This window comes from Frateuria flava, assembly GCF_017837635.1.
Taxonomy (GTDB): Bacteria; Pseudomonadota; Gammaproteobacteria; order Xanthomonadales; family Rhodanobacteraceae; genus Frateuria_A; species Frateuria_A flava.
In genome coordinates this window covers 62,690-84,460 of sequence record NZ_JAGJRS010000019.1, presented here as the reverse complement: position 1 = coordinate 84,460, position 21,771 = coordinate 62,690, and the positions used below count along the sequence as shown (strand labels likewise).

Sequence of the window (21,771 nt, the reverse complement as noted above, 5' to 3'; positions counted from 1 at the left end):
CTTGTCGGGTGGGTCGCTTGCTCTCAGAGGAGCTGTTTGCCGCGGGCGCTCGGGAGCTGAGGCAAGAGGCTTGCTGGCTGGCGTGCGCAAGGGCCGCATTTGGCTCCCTCTCCCCTCCGGGGAGAGGGTTGGGGTGAGGGGTCGGGGCTCGCGATCATGCTTCCCGCATAGGGTGCTTTGTCTGTTGTTCCTACCGGATTCATCCGCAAGAGCGATCGACCAAAGCCCGATGCGGTCACGCCAGCCAGCAGTGGCGGCGCCGTCGTGCTTGATCGCGCGGTTCTCAGGCCGCGCCGGCTTGCTCGTCGAGGCCGAGCAACGCGGCCAGTTCCGCCTCGATGCCTTCCAGGTCCGGGATGACCGCGATGTCATCGCGCACCAGCACCTGCGCCTTTACGCCGGACGGCAAGGGCGCGCCATCGTGCGTAGGAATGATGAGCTCGGCGTTGAGCGTGGTCAGGCGGGGGAAGCCCTGGGTCACCACCGCGATGAAGGGCAGCCTGGCGTTGTTGCCCAGGGCCTTGAGCACGGCCACGCGGACCGCCAGGTCGGCATCGCCCTCGGGCGCGCCGGCGAGCTTGGTGAAGGAGACCAGCGGCACGCGCCAGCCGCGCCAGGCGATGCGGCCAAGCAGCCACTCGGGGGCGCCCTCGACCGGCTCGGGCGTCGGCAGGGTGATCACTTCGGCCACGGTCGCATTGGGCAGCAACAGGCGCAGCTGGCCCACCGGCACGAGGACGCAGCGGATTTCGCGCGGCAGGGGTTGTTCGCTCATGGCTGACCTTCCGAAATGAACTCTGCCAGGCGCGCCGCCAGTTCGCGGGGCGTGCCGGCATGATGGGACAGATTCTCGGCCAGCACGCCGCTGACCATATCAGACACGTGCTGGCCACCGCTGGCCTCGACCCAGACCTGGCCGCCACGGTCGTGCACCGCCTGGCAGCCGGCCACCGCATCGGTGGACCGGCCGGCGAACACGATGGCGATCACGTCCCGGCCGAAGGCCTCGGCGGCCTGCGTCAGGCTCACGTCGATCGACGGCGCATGACCGGCGCCCGCCTCGATCGGTTGCAACTCGATCGCACCGTCGCGCCGCAGCGTCACCTGGCGATCCGAGGGCACCACAATGACCTCGCCCACGCTGGCCCGTACACCCGCTTCGGCGAGGCGCACCGGCAGCGCGCACTGCGAAGCGAAATACTCGACCAGGCCATCCGCCGGACGCCCCGCCAGATGCTGGGTATGCAGCACGGTGGTACGCAAACCGGCGGGCAGGGTCGCCAGGAACTCGCCAACCGACGCCGTGCTTTCAGTGGTGGCGCCCAGCACTACCAGCCGACGCAGCGCGGTGGCCGGCGCTTCGAGCACCATTTCGTGCGCCGAGGCGAAGTCCTGCGGAGCGATGGCCTCTTCAAGGGAAACCAGCTCCAGGCTGAGGCCCGGAAGGACGGGGGAAGCGCCGTCCTCGGCGTCGGGCGCAAGGTAATCGGCCGCACTGACCTTCTCGATGCCGAACTCGGCCGGGTCCGCCTGCCCGGCGACGTCATCGCCGGGTGCGAGGTAGTCGACGGCGCTGACCTTTTCGATGCCGAACTCGGCCGGTGCCGGCTGCTCGACGGGAGCAGCCGTGGCGGGCGCGGGGTCATCGCCGTCAAGCAGGGTCCAACTGTCGGAAACACGCGCCGCGACCACTGGGTCGGCTACCGCGCGTGCCGCGGCGGGAGCCACGTCATCGCCGATCGGCGCAAGCTCCAGGTGATCCAGCTCGAAGGTGGCGCGTGGCGCCGTCTCCGTCCGGGTACTGGCGCCGCCCTCGATGGCGGGGGCCGGATCTTCGTCGATTGCCGACAGCTCCAAGGCGGCCAGCGGACGCGGATCTTCGATCGCTTCGGCTACCGCGGCCACCGTACCGGCGGCGTCCTGATCGTCGGCTTCGGCCTGCACGTGCAGGGATGCGCCAAAGTCGCCATCGTGCAACGGCGCGCCTTCCCCGGCGGCGTAATTGAGGCCCGTACCAAAATCGTCGGCATCGTCCGCGGGCGCGTCGGAAGCAAGCAAGGCTTCCAGCTCGGCGGCGAGCGTTTCGGAGACGGCCGCCTGGCGCGCCTCCTCGTCCTGCGGAGCGTCGCCGAGCTCCTGCATGGCGTCCGCGGGCACGGGTTCGGCCACGGGCATGGCGGTGGCGTGCTCATCGGCAACCTCGGCCGGTGCCGGCGGGCGCGGCGGATCGGCGTCACCGATTGCCAGCACCTTCATCGCCAAGTGGCGCGCCCAGCGCGCACGGTCCCAGCCCTCCAGCCGACGACTGGCCTGGGCATCGTTGAAGACCACGCGAGGGCGATCACCTTCCAGGGTGTCGTCGAGGCGATCCAGCGCGCTGTCGTCCTCGTCATCGAGGTTGACCACCAGTACGTCCGCATCGACCGAGGACAGCAGTTCGCGACTCAGGCCGTTCAACGGCCCCTCGTGCACGATCCGCGCTCCGCGTTCCTGCAAGGCGCTGCGCAATTGCTCACCCAGGCCCGCGTCGTCGAACAGCAGCGCGACCGCCGGTACCGCCTCAGCCATGGATCGCCTCCACTGCCATCGCGCGCTGCTCCAGCACTTCGGCGATCTGCGCAAGCAGCTCGGCTTCCTGGTAGGGCTTGCCGAGGTAGCGGTCGACACCGATGTCGAAGGCACGCTGGCGGTGTTTGTCGCCGGTGCGCGAGGTGATCATGATGATCGGCACGTCGCGCAGGCGCGGATCCGCCTTCATTTGCGTGGCCAGCTCGTAGCCATCCATGCGCGGCATCTCGATGTCGAGCAGCATCATGTCCGGCACGCGGTCGTGCAGTTTCTCCAGCGCGTCGACGCCGTCCTTCGCGGTGAACACCTCGTAGTCGTGGCGCTCCAGCACGCGGCCGGTGACCTTGCGCATGGTGATCGAATCGTCGACCACCATCACCAGCGGCTTGGCGCGCTGTTCCTCGATCAGCGGCGAGGCGACCGCGCTCAGGCCGTCGGCCAGGCGCTGTTCGCGACGGGCGATGCCGTGGCGGACCAGTGGCGGCAGGTCGAGAATGATCAGCACCGAGCCGTCGCCCATGATGGTCGCGCCGAGCACGCCCGGCACCGAACTGACCTGCGGGCCGACCGACTTGACCACGATCTCGCGCGAGCCGATCACCGCGTCGATGCGGATCGCCGCGCGCAGGTCGCCGGCGCGGGTGAGCAGCAGCGGGAGCTGCTCTTCCTCGATCACCGGGTTGGGCTGCAGGCCCAGCAGATCGGCCAGATCGTGGATGCTGTAGGCATCGCCGTTGTAGTCGAACGTCGGATTGGCCTCGCCCAGGCGCGCGCCCAGGTCGTCCGGGCTGATCCGGGCCACGCCCTGCACCGAGGTCATCGGGATGGCGAAGGTCGCCTCGCCGATGCGCACCACGATGGCCTGGGTCACCGCGAGGGTGAACGGCAGGCGCAGGATGAAGGTCGTGCCCTGGCCCTGCTGCGATTCGATGGCCAGCGAACCGCCCAGCTGCTTGATCTCGTTGGCCACCACGTCCATACCCACGCCGCGGCCGGCGAGCTGGGTCACGTGGCTGGCGGTGGAGAAGCCGGTCTGGGTGATCAGGCTGAGCAACTGGTCGTCGCTGGGGCGCGAGTCGGCACGCAGCAGGCCACGCTCGATCGCACGGGCGCGGATCGCCTCGCGGTCGAGGCCACGGCCGTCGTCGCTGACGCGCACCACCACTTCGGTGGCCTCGCGGGCGACACGGATGCGCACCGCGCCTTCGGTCGGCTTGCCCGCCTTGCGACGGTCGGCCGGTGACTCGATGCCGTGCGCGATGGCGTTGCGCAGCATGTGCTCGAACGGCGCCTTGATGCGGTCGAGCAGATTGCGGTCCATTTCGCCGTGGGCGCCCTCGACGTACAACTGGGCGCTCTTGCCTTCTTCCTGCGCGGCCTGACGCAGCGTCCGGCGCAGGTTCGGCACCATGGTGTCGAACGGCAGCATGCGGGTACGCAGCAGGCCGTCCTGCAGTTCGGCGCTTACGCGCGACTGCTGGATCAGCAGGGTCTCGGACTGGCGGGTGAGCTCGTCCAGCATGTTCTGGATCGAGACAAGGTCGGACACCGACTCGGCCAGCGCACGCGAGTACTGCTGCAGCTGCGAGAAGCGATCGAGCTCGAGCGGATCGAACACGCCGATGCCCGCCTCGCGATGCTCGCGCTGGAAGCGCGCGATGATCTGCGCTTCGGTCTCGATTTCGAGCATGCGCAGCTGGCTGCGCAGACGCTGCACGGTCTGGTCCAGCTCGACCAGGTTGAAGCGGTAACCAGCGACCTGCTGCTCCAGGCGCGAGCGGTAGATCGCGACCTCGCCAGCATGGTTTACCAGGTTGTCGAGCAATTCCGCACGGACGCGAATCTGCTCCTGGGTGGAGCGAACCTCTTCTTCCTCCCGCTCGGGCAACAGCTCGGGCAGCAACTCCGGCAGCGGTGCCGCCGGCAGCCTCGCCGAGGTCGCCGCGCCGTGCGCGGACACGGTGTCATGCCCTTCGTCGGACAGGGCATCATGGCCAGCCAAGGCCAGCAGACGATCGATGAGCGCCTGCGGATACTCGATCGGTTGGCTCTGCGAAACGCGCTTGACCAGCGAATGCAGCGCGTCGAAGCTGACTTCCAGGGCGCCGATCAGCTGCGCCGTGTCGCGCTCGGCAACCGGCTTCTCCAGCAGCGTCTCGATGGCATGGGTCAGGTCGCCCACCGGCACCAACCCGGCGATGCGTGCACCGCCCTTGAGGGTGTGCAGGTCGCGCTGCAGGCCCGTGGCGTGCGATGTCTCGCTCGGTTCGGCGCGCCACTCGGCCAGCAGGCCATCGGCGTGGTCGAGCAGCTCGTTCGCCTCTTCGGTGAAGATTTCCAGCAGGTCCGGATCGATCTGACCGACCCAGGGCTGCGCCGGCGCAGTGTCGATGGCGAGTGGCACGAACGGCACGAACGCTGCGTCGGCTGTTTCTTTGTCGACGTCTTCGCCGGCGTCGACAGCGTGCGGCGCCTCGGTAGCCTCGATCGTCAGCGGTGCCTCCGCTGCCTCGATCTGCGGAACCTCGACAGCCTCCGGCTCGGCCTGCGCAGCCACCTCTTCTTCGATGATTCCCGACGAGGGCGATGCCATGCTCTCGTCGACTTCCGTCTGAGCCACGGCATCGCCGACATCGACGAACTCGTGCGGGAAATCCGCCTGCTCGGACAGCATCGGGCTGGCGTCCCGGTCCGCGCCGGCATCGCTGGAAACCTCAAGCTCAGGCCCTTGCACCTCGTCTTCCAGCGCCAGCCCCGGGACGTCGTCCAGCCCGGCTTCGCTGTCGTCCGCGGTGACTTCCGCGACCGGCGTCGTCGACGGACCGTCGGCCGGTTCGTTCAACAGACTGTCCAGCAACGCGGCGAGACTCTGTTCGTCCTCGACCTGGCCGGTGTCGACCGACAGGCCTTCGCCGGCCGCTTCGGCGGTTTCCAGGTCGAACGCATCGAGCGCGGCCAGCAACTCGCCGGCGTACGCATCGTGTTCTTCGTGATCGCCCGTTTCAGTGGAAGCATCGGCAGCCGCCTGTTCACCGAGCGCATCGCCGAGGCCGGCATCGAGCGCGGCAGCGACGGCATCGTCCGGCAGCTCGGTCGCCAGGTCTTCGGCGTGCGGGTCGAACAGCACGTGCGCGACCTTCGGTTCCGGCTGGCTGTCGCGAAGCTCGATCAGGCGGGCGGTAAGCGCGTCGACGGACGGCAGCTGCGGTTCGGCCGCGTCGAACTGCGCCATCACGTGGTCGACCACGTCGGCCGACTGTGCGAGCAGGCGGGTGCCTTCCTCGGACAGCGGCTGGCTGGCCGCGCGCAGGCGCTTGAGCAGGCTTTCCAGCGGGGACAGCAACTGCGTGAGCAGCGGGATGTCCACCATGGCGATGGCGCCATGCAACGTATGCACCGCGCGCAGCAGGGCATCGTCGATGCGCAGTTCGCCATCGGCGCGAGCCAGCGCGCCACGGATCGCCTGCAGGTATTGTGCTACTTCGCTGCGCAGGATCTCCAGCAACACCGGGTCGACCGGCGGCATCACGGGCAGCGCGATCGACTCGACCGATTCGACCGGCTCGTGCGGGACATCGACGGCTGCGGTCTGGTCGGTGTGGGCGGCGACCGGCACGGTGTCGGCAGCTGCATCCAGACGCGGCACGCGGCGGCGCACCACACGACGCACGGTTTCCGTGGCGGAGGACGCATGGTCGCTGATCTGCGCCATTTCGCCCGCGGCCAGCCGCTCGGCCGTCGCCATGATCGCGGCCAGCGGGGCGGTCGGCGTGCCTTCGCCCTTTAGCGCGGCAAGCAACTGCGGCAATGCGCCGATGGCGGCACTGACTACCGCCTGCACGCCCTCGTGCGGCTGGATGGTGGCATCCAGCACGCGGTTGAGCATGTTCTCGACCTTCCACGCGAACTCGCCGAGCACGCTGGCGCCCACGAGACGACCGGAGCCCTTGAGCGTATGGAAGGAACGGCGAATCGGGGTGATCGCGGCCAGCTGCGCCGGATCGGCCAGCCAGGCCTGTTCGGCGGCGCGCAGGTTGTCGATCTCCTCCTGCATTTCTTCCAGGAAGATCTCGCGGATATCGTCGTCGATACCCTCGGTACCCAGCTGGAAACCGGCATTGCCCGCCAGCGCGTCGGCGACCGGCACTTCCTCGACGATTTCTTCCTCGATCTCGATCCAGTCGTCCTCCCCGCCAGCCATCGGCGAGGCGGTGAGCGGCTCGGTCTGCGCCAGGCGCAGGCCGGCCAGCTCGTGCGCGCTGGGCTGCAGCGGCTCGCTGCTGCCGACCATCAGATCGTCGAGGCCGTGACCGTCGGCCAGGCTGACCGGTTCGGACAGCGACGGCTCGGACGGCGTTTCGGCGGTGGCGACCGGCGCGGGCTCCTCGTAGGCCACCGCAGCGCGTGCGGTGGGCAACGGCCAGTAGCCGAGCGAGCCCAGGCTATGCTCGGCCACGTCCAGGATGTGCTCAAGCCCGCCACGATGCTCGCGCGCGGCTTCCAGGTAGTACTCCAGCGCGGCCAGGGCATCGGCCAGATGGTCCATCTGCGCGCTGCTCGGGACGCGCCGGTCGACCAGCATTTCGTTGCCGATGAAACGACCGATGCCTTCGGCCAGCTCGGACGGGCGCGGCGCGGACAACATGCGCATGGCGCCTGCCACTTCGTCCATCAACGCCGGGGTGCCGTGCAACTGGGCATGATCCCAGCCGGCCTCGACGAAGGCGACGATCGCGTCCTTCACCTTGGCGGCGTTGGCGATGGCCTCCTGCATCAGCGAGGCGAGAATGCTGCGCGCCTCGCTGCGCGGCAACGCAGGGACCGCCGCGCCTTCCACCGGCAATATCTCATCGGCCAGGCTGTCGTCGGCGCCCAGGCTTTCGATGTGGTCGTCCAATGACGATTCGACGTAGAGCAATGCGCCGGCGACGTCCAGCAGCACGCCCTCTTCCGGCGCGCGCACCTTGTGCACGATTTCTTCCAGCACGCGGCGCTGCTCGTTGACCACGCGGCGCGGCACGGCCAGCGCCAGCATGCCGAGGGTATCGCCCACGCGTTCGAGCACTTCGCCCTGCGCAGCAAGTTGCGCCGGGTCGCCATCGCTCTGGCGCAGGAAGAGATCGAGCGCTTCCTTCACGCGCAGCAGGTCTTCCTTCAGTGCCTTGGACACCGAATCGAGCAGGGCGCGGTTGTGGCCGGCCATCGAGCCGCGTGCGTGTTCCAGCTCGGCGGCGTCGGGCAGCAGGCTATCCAGGCGGTAGGTCTGCTTCAGCTGCGCCATCTGTGGGCTGGCCTGGCGGGCCTGCGCCACGATGTAAAGCAGTTTGCTGGCCAGTTCGTCGGCGTCACCGCCGCGCAGGCTGGCCTCGCCCTGTTCGATGAGCTGGCGGATATTGCGGTCGACCTTGCCGATCAACTGGCGGATCTCGGCAGCATGGCTCTTGAGCATGCCCTGCTCCAGGCCCTCCAGCACGCCGGCGGCGATCCACCACAGGCGGCGACCGGGCACGGTCCAGCAACGGCCGGCGATGCCCATCAACGTCTCGCGCATGCCGACCAGTTGCTGCGGCGCGTTCTGGCCGCGGAACCAGGCCAGCAACTGCTGCTGGAAGCGCAGGCGCAGCGTGGTGATCGCGCTGCGCTGGGCAGCAACATCGACCTCGCCCTGCGCGCCGGGCGCCTGCACCGGCAGTGCCTGCTCCAGGTTCGGGCTGAACAGCGCCGCCTCGGACAGGGCCTGCTGGTCACGACTGGCGCGCAGGTCGTTGAGCAGCGGAAGCAACACCACCGGCACGTCGCGGTGGCCGCCCGAGAGCCGTTCCAGGTAATCGGGCAGCTGCATCAGGCCGCGCATCAGCGCGCCGAAGGCGTCATCGCGCTGGCGGATGTGGTCTTCCATCAGGCAGATGGCTAGGGTTTCCATCTCCTCGGCGACCATGGCCGCGCCATAGAGCTCGACCATGCGCAGGGTGCCTTGCACCTGATGCAGATGGTCCACGCACGCGCGCATGACCTCGCGCTTGCCGGGGTTCTCTACGTAGGACTCCAGCGCCTCGCGGGCCCGTGCCAGAGTCTCGTCGAGCTCCGGCTTGACCCACTGCAGGGTGGTGAAATCGATGTGGTCTTGAAGTCTCATGCGCCCCTCTTGAGCGGCTGCGCGCTACGCACGCATCGCACAACCGTTCGAGGTTGCCCTCTGTCGGTAAACGTTGATCAACCCGGCAGCTTGAAGTGCGCCACCGAGCGCCGCAGGTCGCTCGCCAGCTGCGCCAGGTAGCCGATCGAGTCGGCCGTCTGGCTCGCGCCCTGCGACGTCTGCGAAGTGATTTCCTGGATCGCGTTCATCGACTGCGAAATGTCGGTCGCCGCCGCGGACTGCTGACGCGCCGCGGTGGAGATGTTCTGAATCAGCGCCGACAGATCGTGCGAGACGCGTTCGATGTCGCCCAGCGCGCTGCCGGCGTCCTCGGCCAGGCGGGCACCGGCGACCACCTCGGAGGTGGTCTGTTCCATCGAGCTGACCGCTTCGTTGGTATCGGACTGAATGGTCTGCACCAGCGTTTCGATTCGCTTGGTCGCGCTGGCGGAGCGTTCCGCCAGGCGCTGCACTTCGTCCGCGACCACCGCGAAACCGCGGCCCGCCTCACCGGCCGAGGCCGCCTGGATGGCTGCGTTCAAGGCCAGGATGTTGGTCTGCTCGGCGATGTCGTTGATCAGTTCCACGATCGAGCCGATTTCCTGCGAGGACTCGCCCAGACGCTTGATGCGCTTGGAGGTTTCCTGGATCTGGTCGCGGATCGAGTCCATGCCGGAGATGGTCTCGCGCACCACTTCGGCGCCGCGCGAGGCGATCTGCACCGAGCGTTCGGCCACATCGGCCGATTCGGCCGAGTCCTTGGACACGTTGTCCATGAGGCTCGCGATCTGGTTGATCGCCGAGGTCGCCGTGCTGATTCGCGCGGCCTGGCTCTGCGCCGCGTCGGCCAGGTGGCGCGCGGTGGTCTGGGTTTCCTGCGCCGAGGAGGACACTTGCTCGGAGGTCTCGTTGATCGTGGTCACCAGGGTGCGCAGCTCGTCGATGGCGTAGTTCACCGAGTCGGCGATCGCGCCGGTGATGTCCTCCGACACCGTGGTCTTGACCGTCAGGTCACCTTCCGCGAGCGAGCCCATCTCGTCCAGCAGGCGCATGATCGCCTCCTGGTTGCGCTGGTTGAGCTCGGTCGAATCCTGGAAGCGCTTGCGCTGGTCGCGCACCAGGGTCACCACCAGCAGCAGCGCGAAGGCCACCGCGCCGGCGGCGCCCAGCACGCCCCACCAGACGTTCGGGAACAGACGGCGGTACGGCAGCTTGCCGATCTGGTCCGACAGCTCGTTGGCGCGCAGCAGCACGTTCTGCGAATCCAGGGACGCCTGATTACCGGCGTTCTTCACGTCGGCGATCGGGGCCGCGGCGGACACCAGCTTGGCGATCGGCTCGGCCAGCGCCTCCCAGTTGCCTTGCATGTCGGTGAGGATCTTGCGCGCGTTGGCGTCCCCCATCGCCTTGACGCCGGCATCGGGGTTGCCGTCGGTCAGGCCCTTGAGAACGGTGCCGTACAGCTGCGCATCGCGTGCGAGGCCGTCAGCCGCGGCCTGCGCGGAATCACCGCCCTGCAGCACCTCCTGCACGCGACGGACCATGCGGTCGGCCAGCAGCATCTGGCGCGAGGAACCGAGCATCTGCTCGGCACTGCCGTTGCGCTGCTGCAGGATGTTGGTGACCTGGTCCATGCTCGAGTTGAGCAGCGGCATCTGCTGGGACAGTTTGTCGGCGCGCTGGGCCGAATCGAGCACGACCGCCTTGTTGGACAGGATCTTCTTGATGTCGCCGTCGAGCTGGCCCCAGGCGTTGACCAGCGCGGTCACGCTGCGACCGGCCGGCGTGGCGTTGTTGTCGCCGTACGCTTCCATGCCGCCCTTGGGGTCGCCCTTGGCCAGCTTCTGCACCGCCGCGTCGATCGCGTTGCGGGTGCTCTCCAGTTCCTTGAAGGAGTCGACGTTGCCGTCGGCGGCCTCGAGGGCGTACTTGGCGGTCTGCTGCGACAGCACCTGGATCTGCGTGGTCAGCGCGCTGGCCTGGCGGTCCTCGCCGTTCTTCTGGTTCAGCATGAAGAAGTCCAGCGCCGCGAAACCGATCGCGATCAGCAGCAGGACGATGAGGCCCGTATAGCCCCGTTCCTTGCCGATGCCCCCTGTAGTGCTCATCGTTACACCTCGTCCGTCTTCCATCCCGCTTCGGCTACGCTCGACTGCGCTGCGCCTGCGGGACCTCTCGCCCCTGGTATCCGGCCACGCGCGGCACCGGCCCTACATTTCGCTCCGTTCAGGCCGCGGCCTGGCGGAAATCCGGCGCGCGCACGAGCCGGTTCATGCTGAACACGCCCAACCGCTGTTCGCCCACGGCCACCCGTTCGCCGACGAAGCGGGTCAGGCGCGGATCGTCCTCGGAAATGGACTCCCGGCGCTGCTCCTCGTCCACCGTACGCTGGCCGAACACCTCGTCGACCATCAGCGCGACGCTGCCGCCGCCCTGGCGCACGATCAGCAGGCGCGTGCGCTCGGTCGGCTGGGTGCGCTCACCGAACAGGAAGCGGTTGAAATCGATCACCGGCACCAGGTTGCCGCGCACGTTCGCCACGCCCATCAGCCAGGGCTGGGTCAGCGGCACCGGGGTCAGCACGGGCACCGCCAGCAACTCGTTGATCTCGTCGATCGCACTGACGAACAGCCGCGAACCGACGCGGTAACCGATGCCGCGCCACAGGCCCGGTGCTTCCATCCGGTCCTGCACGTCCTGCGCGTGCGCCAGCGAAAGGCGCTCGTAGCGGGCAAGGATCTCGAACGGCGTGAGGTTGGCGCTCTCGCTCATGCCGCGCTCGGCAACAGGTCGTTGATGCAGGTCAGCAATTCTCTCTCGTTGACCGGCTTGGTGATGAACGCGCGCGCGCCCTGGCGCAGGCCCCAGACGCGATCGGTTTCCATCGACTTGGTGGTGATCATCACGATCGGCACGTTCGAGGTGACCGGGTCGCGCGTGAGCGTGCGGGTGGCCTGGAAGCCGTTCATGCCGGGCATGATGACGTCCATGATGACCAGGTCCGGCAGCTCGGCGCGGACGCGCTCGATGCCTTCCTCGGCGGTACTGACGGCGGCGACCGCGTAGCCGGCCTTCTCGAGCAGCGTGGTGAACACGCGCACGTCGGTCGGTGAGTCGTCGATGATGAGAATCTTTGCCACAGGTCTCCCCTATAAGACGCTGCAGTCAGTGGTTTTTCAGACCGTGCTGACGTGACGATGGATGGCCCCAAGCAGTTCGTCGCGGGTGAACGGCTTGGTCAGGTACTGCTCGGCGCCGACGATGCGGCCGCGAGCCTTGTCGAAGAGGCCGTCCTTGGAACTCAGCATGATCACCGGCGTGGCGCGGAACTGCGGGTTGTTCTTGATCAGCGCGCAGGTCTGGTAGCCGTCCAGGCGCGGCATCATGATGTCGACGAAGATGATCGCCGGCTTCTGGTCGGAGATCTTCGCCAGCGCCTCGAAGCCATCGACCGCCGTGAGCACCTCGCAACCTTCCTTCTTGAGCAAGGTTTCGGCCGTTCGCCGGATGGTCTTGGAGTCATCGATCACCATGACTTTCAGACCGGACAAGCCGTTGTCGCTCGTATTCAAGTTCACTCAACCCCCCTGGTGCCCGCCCGAGGCTCAGGTAAGGCACACGGGCCGGACGGATGCCGACCAGTGTGCAAAAAAAACCGCAACTTTTTCTGTGGTTGCGTTCCGATTGCCGGCAACGCACTCATTGCGTTGCTGTTTACCGCCTGTCACAAGCGGCGTCAAGCAAAAATCAAGGCGTGGCGCCGGCTAAGGGTCGTATCGGCAATCACGTCAGTTCTTGAGCGAGCGCGTCAGAACTTGCCGCTTTGCGCCCCCTCGGCCACCATCTCGACCTGCCGCGCACGCCACTTGCACATCCCCGGCTGCGCACTCCCCTGCCACGGAGCATGTTTCATGCCGCTTTCGGTCGCCGTGCTGATGGATCCCATCCGGGCCATCAAGATTGCCAAAGACACCACGTTCGCCATGCTGCTGGAGGCCCAGCGCCGCGGACACGCGCTGTTCTACATGGAGCAGGGAGATCTGGCGCTGCGCGATGGCGTCGCCCACGCGCGCCTGGCCCCGCTGTCGGTGCGCGACGACCCGGCCGGCTGGTACGAGCTGGGCCAGGCGCAGTGGCGCGAGCTGCGCGGAATCGATGTGGTACTGATGCGCAAGGACCCGCCGGTCGATGCCCAGTTCATCTACGACACCATGGTGCTCGAGGCGGCGCAACGCGACGGCGTGCAGGTGGTCAATGACCCACGCTCGCTGCGCGACTGCAACGAGAAGGTCTTTGCCCTGCATTTCCCGCAGTGCATGGCCCCCACCCTGGTGGCGCGCGACCCGGCGGAGCTGCGCCGTTTCGTCGCCGAGCACGGCGAAGTGGTGCTCAAGCCGCTGGACGGGATGGGCGGACGCGGCATCTTCCGCGTCAAGGCGGGCGACCCCAACCTCAACTCGATGCTCGAAACGCTGGTGGGCGGTGATTCCCACGGCGAGGGCCGCCAGTTCACGGTCGCCCAGAAATTCATCCCGCAGATCAGCGCTGGCGACAAGCGCGTGCTGCTCGTCGATGGCGAACCGGTGCCGTACGCGCTGGCGCGCATCCCGCAGGGCGACGAGTTCCGCGGCAACCTGGCCGCCGGGGGACGCGGCGAGGGCGTGCCGCTGAGCGAGCGCGACCGCTGGATCGCGGCACAGGTGGGGCCTGAATTGCGCCGCCGCGGGCTGCGTTTCGTGGGGCTGGACGTGATCGGCGACTACCTCACCGAGATCAACGTCACATCCCCGACGTGTGTGCGCGAACTGGACGCGCAGTTCGGGCTTAATATCGCCGGACTGCTGTTCGACGCGATCGAGAACGCCCCCGCGTGAGTGCCACCGTCCGCCGCCCCGACACCCCGGATCCGATCGGGGCGACCTTCCTGTTTTCCTTGTTGCTGCACGGCGTGCTGGTGCTCGGCCTGACCTTTCATTTCGTCAAGCCGACACCGAGCCTGCCGACGCTGGACGTGACCCTGGTCGACGTGGCCAACCGCGAGGCGCCGGATCAGGCCGACTTCCTGGCCCAGGCCAACAACCGTGGCGGCGGCAACAGCGACGAGGTCGGGCGTCCGACCGAGCGGCTGTCGGGCCTGCTGCCGGTGCCGGGCAACGGCGTCGCCCCCGTGCCCCGGCAGGAGCAGCACTTGCAGGCCCAGGAGGCCACGCCGGACCGTCTGGTGACCACCATCGGCAACAGCCGGCACAAGGTGGCGAGCGACACGGCCAGCAAGGCCCGGCCGGAAAACGACCAGCCACCTTCCGACCTCGAGCAGCTCCGGCAGGAAGCGGCCCGGCTGACCGCCGAGCGGGACCGCAAGGTCAAGCGCTACGCCAAGCGCCCGGTAAAGAAATTCCTCTCCGCCAACACCGCCGAAGGCATGTACGCGGCTTATCTGCACGGCTGGTTCAAGCGCGTCGAGCGCGTCGGCAACCTCAACTATCCCGACGAGGCCAGGCGTCAGCACATCCATGGCGACCTCGAGGTCAACGTGGGCCTCAACCGCGATGGCAGCATCGCGGAAATCCAGATCATCCGGAGCTCCGGCTCTCCGGTGCTGGACGAGGCGGCCAAGCGCATCGTGCATCTGTCGGCACCGTTCCCCCCGTGGCCGCAGGACAAGCAGGGCACGACCATTCTCTACATCGACCGGGTGTGGGAGTTCGGCGCGGACGACACGCTGCGCCATCGCTGAGGCGTCGGTGTCGGCCGCCCAACGCGGGCGCTTCACATCGGACGCGTTACAACGAACGTCCGCCTCCGCACTACAATGGCCGCATGAGCGCCGTCCCCAACCCGCAGACTCTCGCCGGACATTTCCTGATCGCCATGCCCAGCCTGGCCGAACCGCCGTTTTCGCGCAGCGTGGCCTTCCTGTGCCAGCACGACGAGGACGGCGCGGTGGGCCTGCTGGTCAACCGGCTTTCCGAATACCGGCTCGGCGACGTGCTGGCACAACTCAAGCTCGATTGCAGCGACCTGGAGCTGGCCGATCGGCCGGTGCTGATTGGCGGCCCGGTGCAGCAGGAACGCGGCTTCGTGCTGCACCGCGAGCACGGGCACTGGGAATCGAGCTATCGCATCAACGACGAATGGTCGGTGACCACCTCGCGCGACATCCTGGTCGCCATGGCGGCCGGCGAGGGCCCCCACGACGCGCTGATGGCGCTGGGCTACGCCGGCTGGAGCGCCGGCCAGCTGGAGCAGGAGCTGAAGGACAACAGCTGGCTCACCGCCGAGGCGAACGAGCGGGTGATGTTCCACACCCCGCTGGAGGAGCGCTGGAGCGCCGCTGCCGGCCTGGTCGGCGTCGATCCGCTGCAACTTCCCGGCTACGCAGGCCACGCGTGAACGCCTGGCGGGCGGTCGACGGCATGGACCGCCGCGCATGAGTTGCGTGCTGGGTTTCGACGTCGGCAGCAAACTCATCGGCGTGGCCGTCGGCAACACCATCACCGCAAGCGCCCGTGCCCTGGCCGTGGTCCCGGTCCGCGACAGCGGCCCGGACTGGCAGCAGCTGGATGACCTGCACAAGCAATGGCAGCCGGACACGCTGGTCGTCGGCCTGCCGCTGGCGCTCGATGGCACCGTCCAGCCGGCCACCCGGCTTGCCCGCCGTTTCGCCGAACACCTGCGCGAGCGCTACCAGGCGCCGGTCGCGCTGGTGGACGAACAGCACAGCTCGCAGGAAGCCGCACAGCGCTTCGCGCAAGCGCGCGCCGCCGGCACGAAGCGCCGCAGCGACGCGGCCAATATCGACGCGGAAGCCGCCGCGGTGATCCTCGAACGCTGGCTTGCCGCCGCCTCCGCCTCCCACTAGCTTGAGCCAGGCCATCGCATGTTCATTCCTTCCCGCGCTTTCGAACCGCACGCCATGAGCACCCGCCTGCGCCACCTGACCACGCTCGAAAACCTGCCCCGCGCCTGCATCGAGCGCCTGCTCGACCGCGCCCTGTCGATGCGCGACGCCTGCGCCCATGGCACCCGCAAGCTGGACCTGCTCAACGGGCGGACCGTGCTCAACCTGTTCTTCGAGCCGTCCACCCGCACGCGCACCTCGTTCGAACTGGCCGCGCGCCGGCTGGGCGCCGACGTGATCAACTTCGACATCGGCTTCTCCTCGACCGCCAAGGGCGAGGAACTGTTCGATACGTTGCATACGCTCGAGGCAATGCACCTGGATGCCATCGTGGTCCGGCACAAGGTTTCCGGTACGCCCGAGGAACTGGTGCGCCACGCGATGAGCGGCGTGTCGGTGGTCAACGCCGGCGACGGCAACCGCGCCCATCCCACCCAGGGCCTGCTCGACGTGATGACCATCCGCGAGCACCGCCCGGACTTCGAGAACCTGGCGGTAGTGATTTGCGGCGACATCAAGCACTCGCGCGTGGCGCGCTCGGACGTGCATGCGCTTACCGCCATGGGTGTGCGCGAGATCCGCCTGTGCGGCCCTGCGCCGTTGATGCCCTCGCAGGAGGAATTTCCCCGCTGCGTGTTCGTCCAGGATTTCGACGAGGCGATCGCCGGCGCCGATGTGGCGATCATGCTGCGCCTGCAGAAGGAGCGCATGAGCGCCACCGAGCTTCCCGACGAGGCGGCCTACTTCGCCCGTTACGGCCTGGACACCCGCCGCCTGGCGCTCGCCGCCAAGGGGTGCCTGGTCATGCACCCGGGCCCGATCAACCGTGGCGTGGAAATCGCCTCGGACGTGGCCGACGGCGCGCAGTCGAAGATCCTCGAACAGGTCGGCAACGGCGTGTTCGTGCGCATGGCCGTGCTGGGCGAGCTGCTCGCCCGCTGATCGGGCGTCGGTACCCCGACGGCAGGCACAGGCGGTCCACCCCGGGGGCGCGGCATAATGGCCGCGCCTTTCTTCTTTTTTCAGGGAACCGAATCATGCGATCGACGAAGCGCACCCTCGCGCTGGCTTTGGCCGGCCTGTTGCTGGCGGCATGTGGACACAAGGACAAGGACGCTCCGCTGGCCTTCGTGCCGGCGGACACGCCCTACGTGGTGGCCAACCTTGACGTGCTCGACGACAACACCCGCGCCGCCCTGCTCGCCCAGGCCGATGCGCAGATGCCGGCCGAGGTGACCCAGCTTCGTGCCGCCGCGGACGAGATGGCGGCCAAGGACCCGGACACCGCCAACCTGCTGCGCGCCTTCGCCAAGGAGCTGGACGGCAAGTCGGTCGAAACGTTCGCGCAGGGCGCCGGCCTGGATCTCAAGGGCTACTCCGCGCTCTACGGCCTGGGCCTGGCGCCGGTGCTGCGCTTCCAGCTCAGCGATTCCGACGCGTTCGAGGCTTTCGTGGGCCGACTGGAAGCCGCCTATGGCAAGAAGCTCGACGTCGCCAATCTGGACAAGCAGAGCTACCGGCGCCACGTCTCGGCCGCCACGGGCACCCAGCTGATCCTGGCCGTGGTCGGCAAGCAGGCGGTGGCCGCGATCCTGCCGGCCGATGCGTCTCAGCCGCTGCTGCGCCAGGCGCTGGGCCTGGATCGCCCGTCCAAGAACCTGCAGGACGAAGGCCGTCTGGCCAAGCTGGCCAAGACCAAGGGCTACGAGAAATGGGCCGTGGGCGAGCTCGACCTGACCCGCGCCCTGCCGCTCGCCGCCAGTGGCAAGGACCCGCTGTTCAACGCCTTGCTCAGGGCACGCGCACAGGCCGAGTCGGCCAAGACCGGCGAGCCGGTTTCCAACCAGCTGCAGATTCCGCCCAGTTGCGAAGCCGACGCCACGCGCATCGCCAGCCGCGTGCCGGAGCTGAGCTTCGGCTACACCCGGCTGGAGGCCAAGCATCAGGACATGCGCTGGGACGTCTCGCTGGCCAGCGACATCACCCAGGCCTTCGGCGGGCTGAAGGTCGACCTGCCCGGGCTCGGCGCCATGCAAGCCACGTCGCCGTTCGAGTTTTTCCTCGGCCTGCCGGTGGCGCAGGTGCGCACGTTCTGGAGCGCGCAGGCCGATGCGGTGGCGGCCAAGCCGTTCACCTGCCCCGCACTGACCGACCTCAACGACACGTTCGCCAAGCTCGGCCAGAACATGCAGAAAGCGGCCATCCCGCCGTTCGGCGACCTGCTGGGCCTTGGCCTGTCACTGGACAGCTTCGCGCCGGGCCAGGCCAACGCCATGCCGCAGTTCACCGGCCGACTGGTGCTCGGCACCAGCAACCCCGCTGGCCTGCTGGCGATGGGTCAGATGATGACCCCGGCCCTGGCGCAGCTGAAGCTCACCGCCGATGGCAAGCCGGCGGCACTGCCGCCGGCCCTCGCCAACATGGTCGGCCAGCCGGCCTGGCTGGCGATGGGCCCCAAGAGCCTGGGGTTGGGCATCGGCGCGGGCGAGGACGGCAAACTGGCCGACGCGCTCAAGGCGCCGATCGGCAACGCCGGACAGATGCTGCGCATGCACCTGAGCGGCCAGATGTACCTGGACTGGGTCACCCTGATGCAGCAGAAGGCCGACAGCCTGGCATCCGCTGCCGCGGCGCTGGGCAAGGATGACGCGGCCAGCACTGAAGACCAGGTGGACAAGGCCGCCGCCGAGGCGCGCACCAAGGCGCAGTTCGACGCCATGCGTGCGCAGGCCGCGCGCATCGAGTCGATCGATGCTGACGCACACGTCGACGATCATGGCCTGACGATCACCAGCCAGACCACGCTCAAGTAAGGCGGTACCGAGGGTTTGCATGCGGGGCGCCTCCAGGGCGCCCCGCTTGCTTTTCGGCCTACGGCAGGCGCGCGCGCCAAGCAGGTGCACAACGGGCGGCTCACCGTCTTTTCGCGCCGCCCGAACCTTCCTTTCAGCCAGCCGTTCACAACGGTAATTGCCACTGAACGGCAAAGTATCCGACGCACAACCCGTTCACGGTGGCCCTGTTGCCATGACTCCCGCGGTGCAAATGCATCGTTTAGCGACAGTCACCCGAAGGAGAGTGCCATGCGTACCCATTCCGCGTTCCATCGAGCCTTCATCGCCGCCGGCCTGACCGCTGCGTTGGCCGCCGTGCCGTTTGCGCAGGCCCTCGCGCAGGACGCCGACGCGCAGTCCAGCGGCAGCATGCAGTCCAGCAACCAGACCGTACCGGGCAAGGTGGACGATGCCTGGATCACCACCAAGGTCAAATCCGAATTCGCCACCACATCCGAAATTCCCGCCAGCAAGATCTCGGTGGATACCCGTGACGGCATGGTGCGGTTGACCGGCACGGTGGCCAGCAACATGGACAAGAACAAGGCCATCCAGGTCGCGCACAGCGTAAAGGGCGTGAAGAGCGTCGACGCCACGGCCCTGACCGTGACAGCGGGCGCCGATACGCCGTAGTCGGCAGCGCTGCCGTCATCGCTGACGCCAGCCCATTCCGGCGCAGTCGGACAACAAAAAGGAGCCTTCCGGCTCCTTTTTGTTGTCCACGAACGTCCCGATTTTCCGCTTCCACGCAGGAGCGCACCGGGTGCGCTCCTGCAAGAGGGCGTTACGGGACTTCAGGGAGGACCATCAACGCCGCAGCATGCCGCCGCCGAACTGGTTGTTGTCGCGGGTCTCTTCCAGCTCGACGCCATCCAGGCCCTGCGACAGGGTGTGCGCATCGCCGCCCTGCGCCAGCTTGATGCGCAGGCGCACTTCGTTCGAGCTGTCGGCGTGGCGCAGCGCATCCTCGTAGCTGATTTCGCCGGCGTGGTAGAGCTCGACCAGGCTCTGGTCGAAGGTGCGCATCCCCAGGTTGACCGAGTCCTTCATCACTTCCTTGATCTTGTGGATCTCGCCCTGGCGGATGTAGTCCTGCACCAGCGGCGTGCCCAGCAGCACCTCGACCGCCACGCGCCGCGCCTTGCCGTCCGGCGTGGGGATCAGCTGCTGCGCCACGATGCCCTTGAGGTTCAGCGACAGGTCCATGAACAGCTGCTGGCGGCGGTCTTCCGGGAAGAAGTGCAGGATGCGGTCGATCGCCTGGTTGGCATTGTTCGCATGCAACGTGCACAGGCACAGGTGGCCGGTCTCGGAGAAGTTGATCGCGTACTCCATCGTCTCGCGGGTACGCACCTCGCCGATCAGGATCACGTCGGGCGCCTGGCGCAACGTGTTCTTCAGCGCATTGTCCCAGTTGTCGGTATCGATGCCGATCTCGCGCTGGGTGATGATGCAGCCCTCGTGCTTGTGCACGTACTCGATCGGGTCCTCGATCGTGATGATGTGGCCGGTCGAGTTCTGGTTGCGGTAGCCGACCATCGCGGCCAGCGAGGTCGACTTACCGGATCCGGTGGCGCCGACGAAGATGATGATGCCGCGCTTGGTCATCGACAGCGTCTTGAGCACCGGCGGCAGCGTGAGCTCCTCGAAGGTCGGAATCTTCGATTCGATCCGTCGCAGCACCATGCCCACGCAGTTGCGCTGATAGAAGCACGACACGCGGAAACGCCCCACGCCCTGCGCCGAGATCGCGAACTGGCACTCGTGGGTCTTCTCGAACTCCTCGCGCTGTGCCGGCGTCATGATGTTGAGCACCATGTCGCGCGCCTGCTGCACGGAAAGCGGGCTCTGCGTGATCGGCACGACGCGCCCCTGCAGCTTCATCGACGGCGCAACGCCGGCGGTGACGAACAGGTCCGACGCCTTCTTGTGCACCATCAGCTTGAGGAAAGAGGTGAAATCGAAATCGCTCATGGCTTGATGTCCGGGAATCGGGAATCGTTAATCGGGAATCGTCAAAAGCACACCCTCGGTCATCCACCGAGCGAGATACACCGGAAGACCGGAAACGGGTTTGCGATTCCCTATTCCCGATTTCCCATTTCCGGCCTTACTTGAACACATCCTTGTTCTTGGCATAGCCGATCGCCTCCTGCCGCGCGATCAGGCCACGCTTGACCAGGTCCTGCAGATTCTGGTCCAGCGTCTGCATGCCGTACTGCTGGCCGGTCTGGATGGAGGAGTACATCTGCGCGACCTTGTCCTCGCGGATCAGGTTGCGGATGGCGGGGATGCCGATCATGATCTCGTGCGCCGCAATACGCCCGCCGCCGACTTTCTTGAGCAGCGTCTGCGAGATCACCGCGCGCAGCGACTCGGACAGCATGGAGCGCACCATCGGCTTTTCGCCGGAAGGAAACACGTCGATGATGCGGTCGATGGTCTTGGCGGCCGAGCTGGTGTGCAGGGTGCCGAACACCAGGTGGCCGGTTTCCGCGGCGGTCAGCGCCAGGCGGATGGTCTCCAGGTCGCGCAACTCACCGACCAGGATGTAGTCGGGGTCCTCGCGCAGCGCCGAGCGCAGCGCCTCGTTGAAGCCGTGCGTGTCGCGATGCACCTCGCGCTGGTTGACCAGGCACTTCTGCGAGGTGTGCACGAACTCGATCGGATCCTCGACCGTGAGCATGTGCCCGTATTCGTTCTTGTTGATGTGGTCGACCATCGCCGCCAGCGTGGTCGACTTGCCCGAGCCGGTCGGGCCGGTCACCAGGATCAGGCCCTGCGGCTGCTCGATCAGTTCGCGGAAGATGCGCGGCGCGCCGAGGTCTTCCAGCGTCAGCACTTCGGACGGAATGGTACGGAACACCGCACCGGCGCCACGGTTCTGGTTGAACGCGTTGACGCGGAAACGCGCCAGGCCCGGGATCTCGAAGGAGAAGTCGGTCTCGTAGAACTCCTCGTAGTCGCGCCGCTGCTTGTCCGACATGATGTCGTAGATCAGCGAGTGGACCTGCTTGTGTTCCAGCGGCGGGATGTTGATGCGGCGCACGTCGCCGTCCACGCGGATCATCGGCGGCAGGCCGGCCGAAAGATGCAGGTCCGAGGCCTTGTTCTTGACCGAAAAGGCCAACAGTTCGGCGATGTCCATCGGGCGTTTCCCCTTAAAACGTTCGTCTGGATGAATAGCGGTACTGCGCAGGGGACCGCCCGGTCGCGCGCTCGCGCACGCTCCGTCGCCTTCGAGCCGGCCATCCGACAACCCCCTCGCAACGAGCCGATACTACTCGCGCGAATGGCTTTGCGACCAGTGGGTTGGCGCCTCCCAATGCGGA

Annotated in this window: 16 protein-coding genes; 7 read left to right on the top strand and 9 right to left on the bottom strand. The window is 67.4% G+C overall.

Annotated features, from left to right (window positions below; translation table 11 throughout):
• Positions 1-283: 283 nt before the first annotated feature.
• The 7 genes from J7I44_RS10045 to pilG form a co-directional block, all read right to left on the bottom strand.
• Complete coding sequence (locus J7I44_RS10045) at positions 284-775, bottom strand: chemotaxis protein CheW (RefSeq protein WP_209619786.1); 492 nt, start codon at positions 773-775, stop codon at positions 284-286.
• Positions 772-2,568, bottom strand: a complete 1,797-nt coding sequence (locus J7I44_RS10040; protein ID WP_209619784.1) for a chemotaxis protein CheB — start codon at positions 2,566-2,568, stop codon at positions 772-774. The genes J7I44_RS10045 and J7I44_RS10040 overlap by 4 nt, the downstream gene beginning before the upstream one ends.
• Complete coding sequence (locus tag J7I44_RS10035) at positions 2,561-8,704, bottom strand: Hpt domain-containing protein (RefSeq protein WP_209619781.1); 6,144 nt, start codon at positions 8,702-8,704, stop codon at positions 2,561-2,563. The genes J7I44_RS10040 and J7I44_RS10035 overlap by 8 nt, the downstream gene beginning before the upstream one ends.
• 77 nt (positions 8,705-8,781) lie before the next feature.
• Positions 8,782-10,812, bottom strand: a complete 2,031-nt coding sequence (locus J7I44_RS10030) for a methyl-accepting chemotaxis protein (RefSeq protein ID WP_209619778.1) — start codon at positions 10,810-10,812, stop codon at positions 8,782-8,784.
• Positions 10,813-10,930: 118 nt separating this feature from the next.
• Positions 10,931-11,476: a chemotaxis protein CheW gene (locus J7I44_RS10025; protein WP_209619775.1), complete on the bottom strand. Its 546-nt coding sequence runs from the start codon at positions 11,474-11,476 to the stop codon at positions 10,931-10,933.
• On the bottom strand, positions 11,473-11,844 hold the full coding sequence (locus J7I44_RS10020) for a response regulator (protein WP_209619771.1): 372 nt from the start codon (positions 11,842-11,844) through the stop codon (positions 11,473-11,475). The genes J7I44_RS10025 and J7I44_RS10020 overlap by 4 nt, the downstream gene beginning before the upstream one ends.
• A 36-nt stretch (positions 11,845-11,880) precedes the next feature.
• Positions 11,881-12,237: a twitching motility response regulator PilG gene (gene pilG / locus J7I44_RS10015; protein WP_209620096.1), complete on the bottom strand. Its 357-nt coding sequence runs from the start codon at positions 12,235-12,237 to the stop codon at positions 11,881-11,883.
• 378 nt (positions 12,238-12,615) lie between these two features.
• Here pilG and gshB point away from each other — a divergent pair, with 378 nt between their 5' ends.
• From gshB to J7I44_RS09980, 7 genes are all read left to right on the top strand, one after another.
• Entirely contained in the window at positions 12,616-13,578 is a 963-nt protein-coding gene (gene gshB, locus J7I44_RS10010) for a glutathione synthase (protein ID WP_209619768.1), read from the top strand.
• Positions 13,575-14,441 (top strand): TonB family protein, encoded by an 867-nt coding sequence (locus J7I44_RS10005; RefSeq protein ID WP_209619764.1) that lies wholly within the window; start codon positions 13,575-13,577, stop codon positions 14,439-14,441. The genes gshB and J7I44_RS10005 overlap by 4 nt, the downstream gene beginning before the upstream one ends.
• An 83-nt stretch (positions 14,442-14,524) precedes the next feature.
• On the top strand, positions 14,525-15,097 hold the full coding sequence (locus tag J7I44_RS10000) for a YqgE/AlgH family protein (RefSeq protein ID WP_209619761.1): 573 nt from the start codon (positions 14,525-14,527) through the stop codon (positions 15,095-15,097).
• A gap of 37 nt (positions 15,098-15,134) precedes the next feature.
• Positions 15,135-15,566: a Holliday junction resolvase RuvX gene (gene ruvX, locus J7I44_RS09995; protein WP_209619758.1), complete on the top strand. Its 432-nt coding sequence runs from the start codon at positions 15,135-15,137 to the stop codon at positions 15,564-15,566.
• Positions 15,567-15,620: 54 nt separating this feature from the next.
• Positions 15,621-16,547 (top strand): aspartate carbamoyltransferase catalytic subunit, encoded by a 927-nt coding sequence (locus J7I44_RS09990; protein WP_209619755.1) that lies wholly within the window; start codon positions 15,621-15,623, stop codon positions 16,545-16,547.
• A 95-nt stretch (positions 16,548-16,642) separates the two neighbouring features.
• Positions 16,643-18,418 (top strand): hypothetical protein, encoded by a 1,776-nt coding sequence (locus J7I44_RS09985; RefSeq protein ID WP_209619752.1) that lies wholly within the window; start codon positions 16,643-16,645, stop codon positions 18,416-18,418.
• A gap of 270 nt (positions 18,419-18,688) precedes the next feature.
• Positions 18,689-19,072 carry a BON domain-containing protein gene (locus tag J7I44_RS09980; protein ID WP_209619749.1) on the top strand — a complete coding sequence of 128 codons (384 nt, stop codon included), beginning with the start codon at positions 18,689-18,691 and terminating at the stop codon, positions 19,070-19,072.
• 174 nt (positions 19,073-19,246) lie between these two features.
• Here J7I44_RS09980 and J7I44_RS09975 read toward each other — a convergent pair whose 3' ends face one another.
• Together J7I44_RS09975 and J7I44_RS09970 are read right to left on the bottom strand one after the other, a co-directional pair.
• Complete coding sequence (locus tag J7I44_RS09975) at positions 19,247-20,413, bottom strand: PilT/PilU family type 4a pilus ATPase (protein ID WP_209619746.1); 1,167 nt, start codon at positions 20,411-20,413, stop codon at positions 19,247-19,249.
• A gap of 136 nt (positions 20,414-20,549) precedes the next feature.
• The gene (locus tag J7I44_RS09970) at positions 20,550-21,587 is read right to left on the bottom strand and encodes a type IV pilus twitching motility protein PilT (protein WP_209619743.1); all 1,038 of its coding nucleotides are present in this window, start codon (positions 21,585-21,587) and stop codon (positions 20,550-20,552) included.
• Positions 21,588-21,771: the final 184 nt, after the last annotated feature.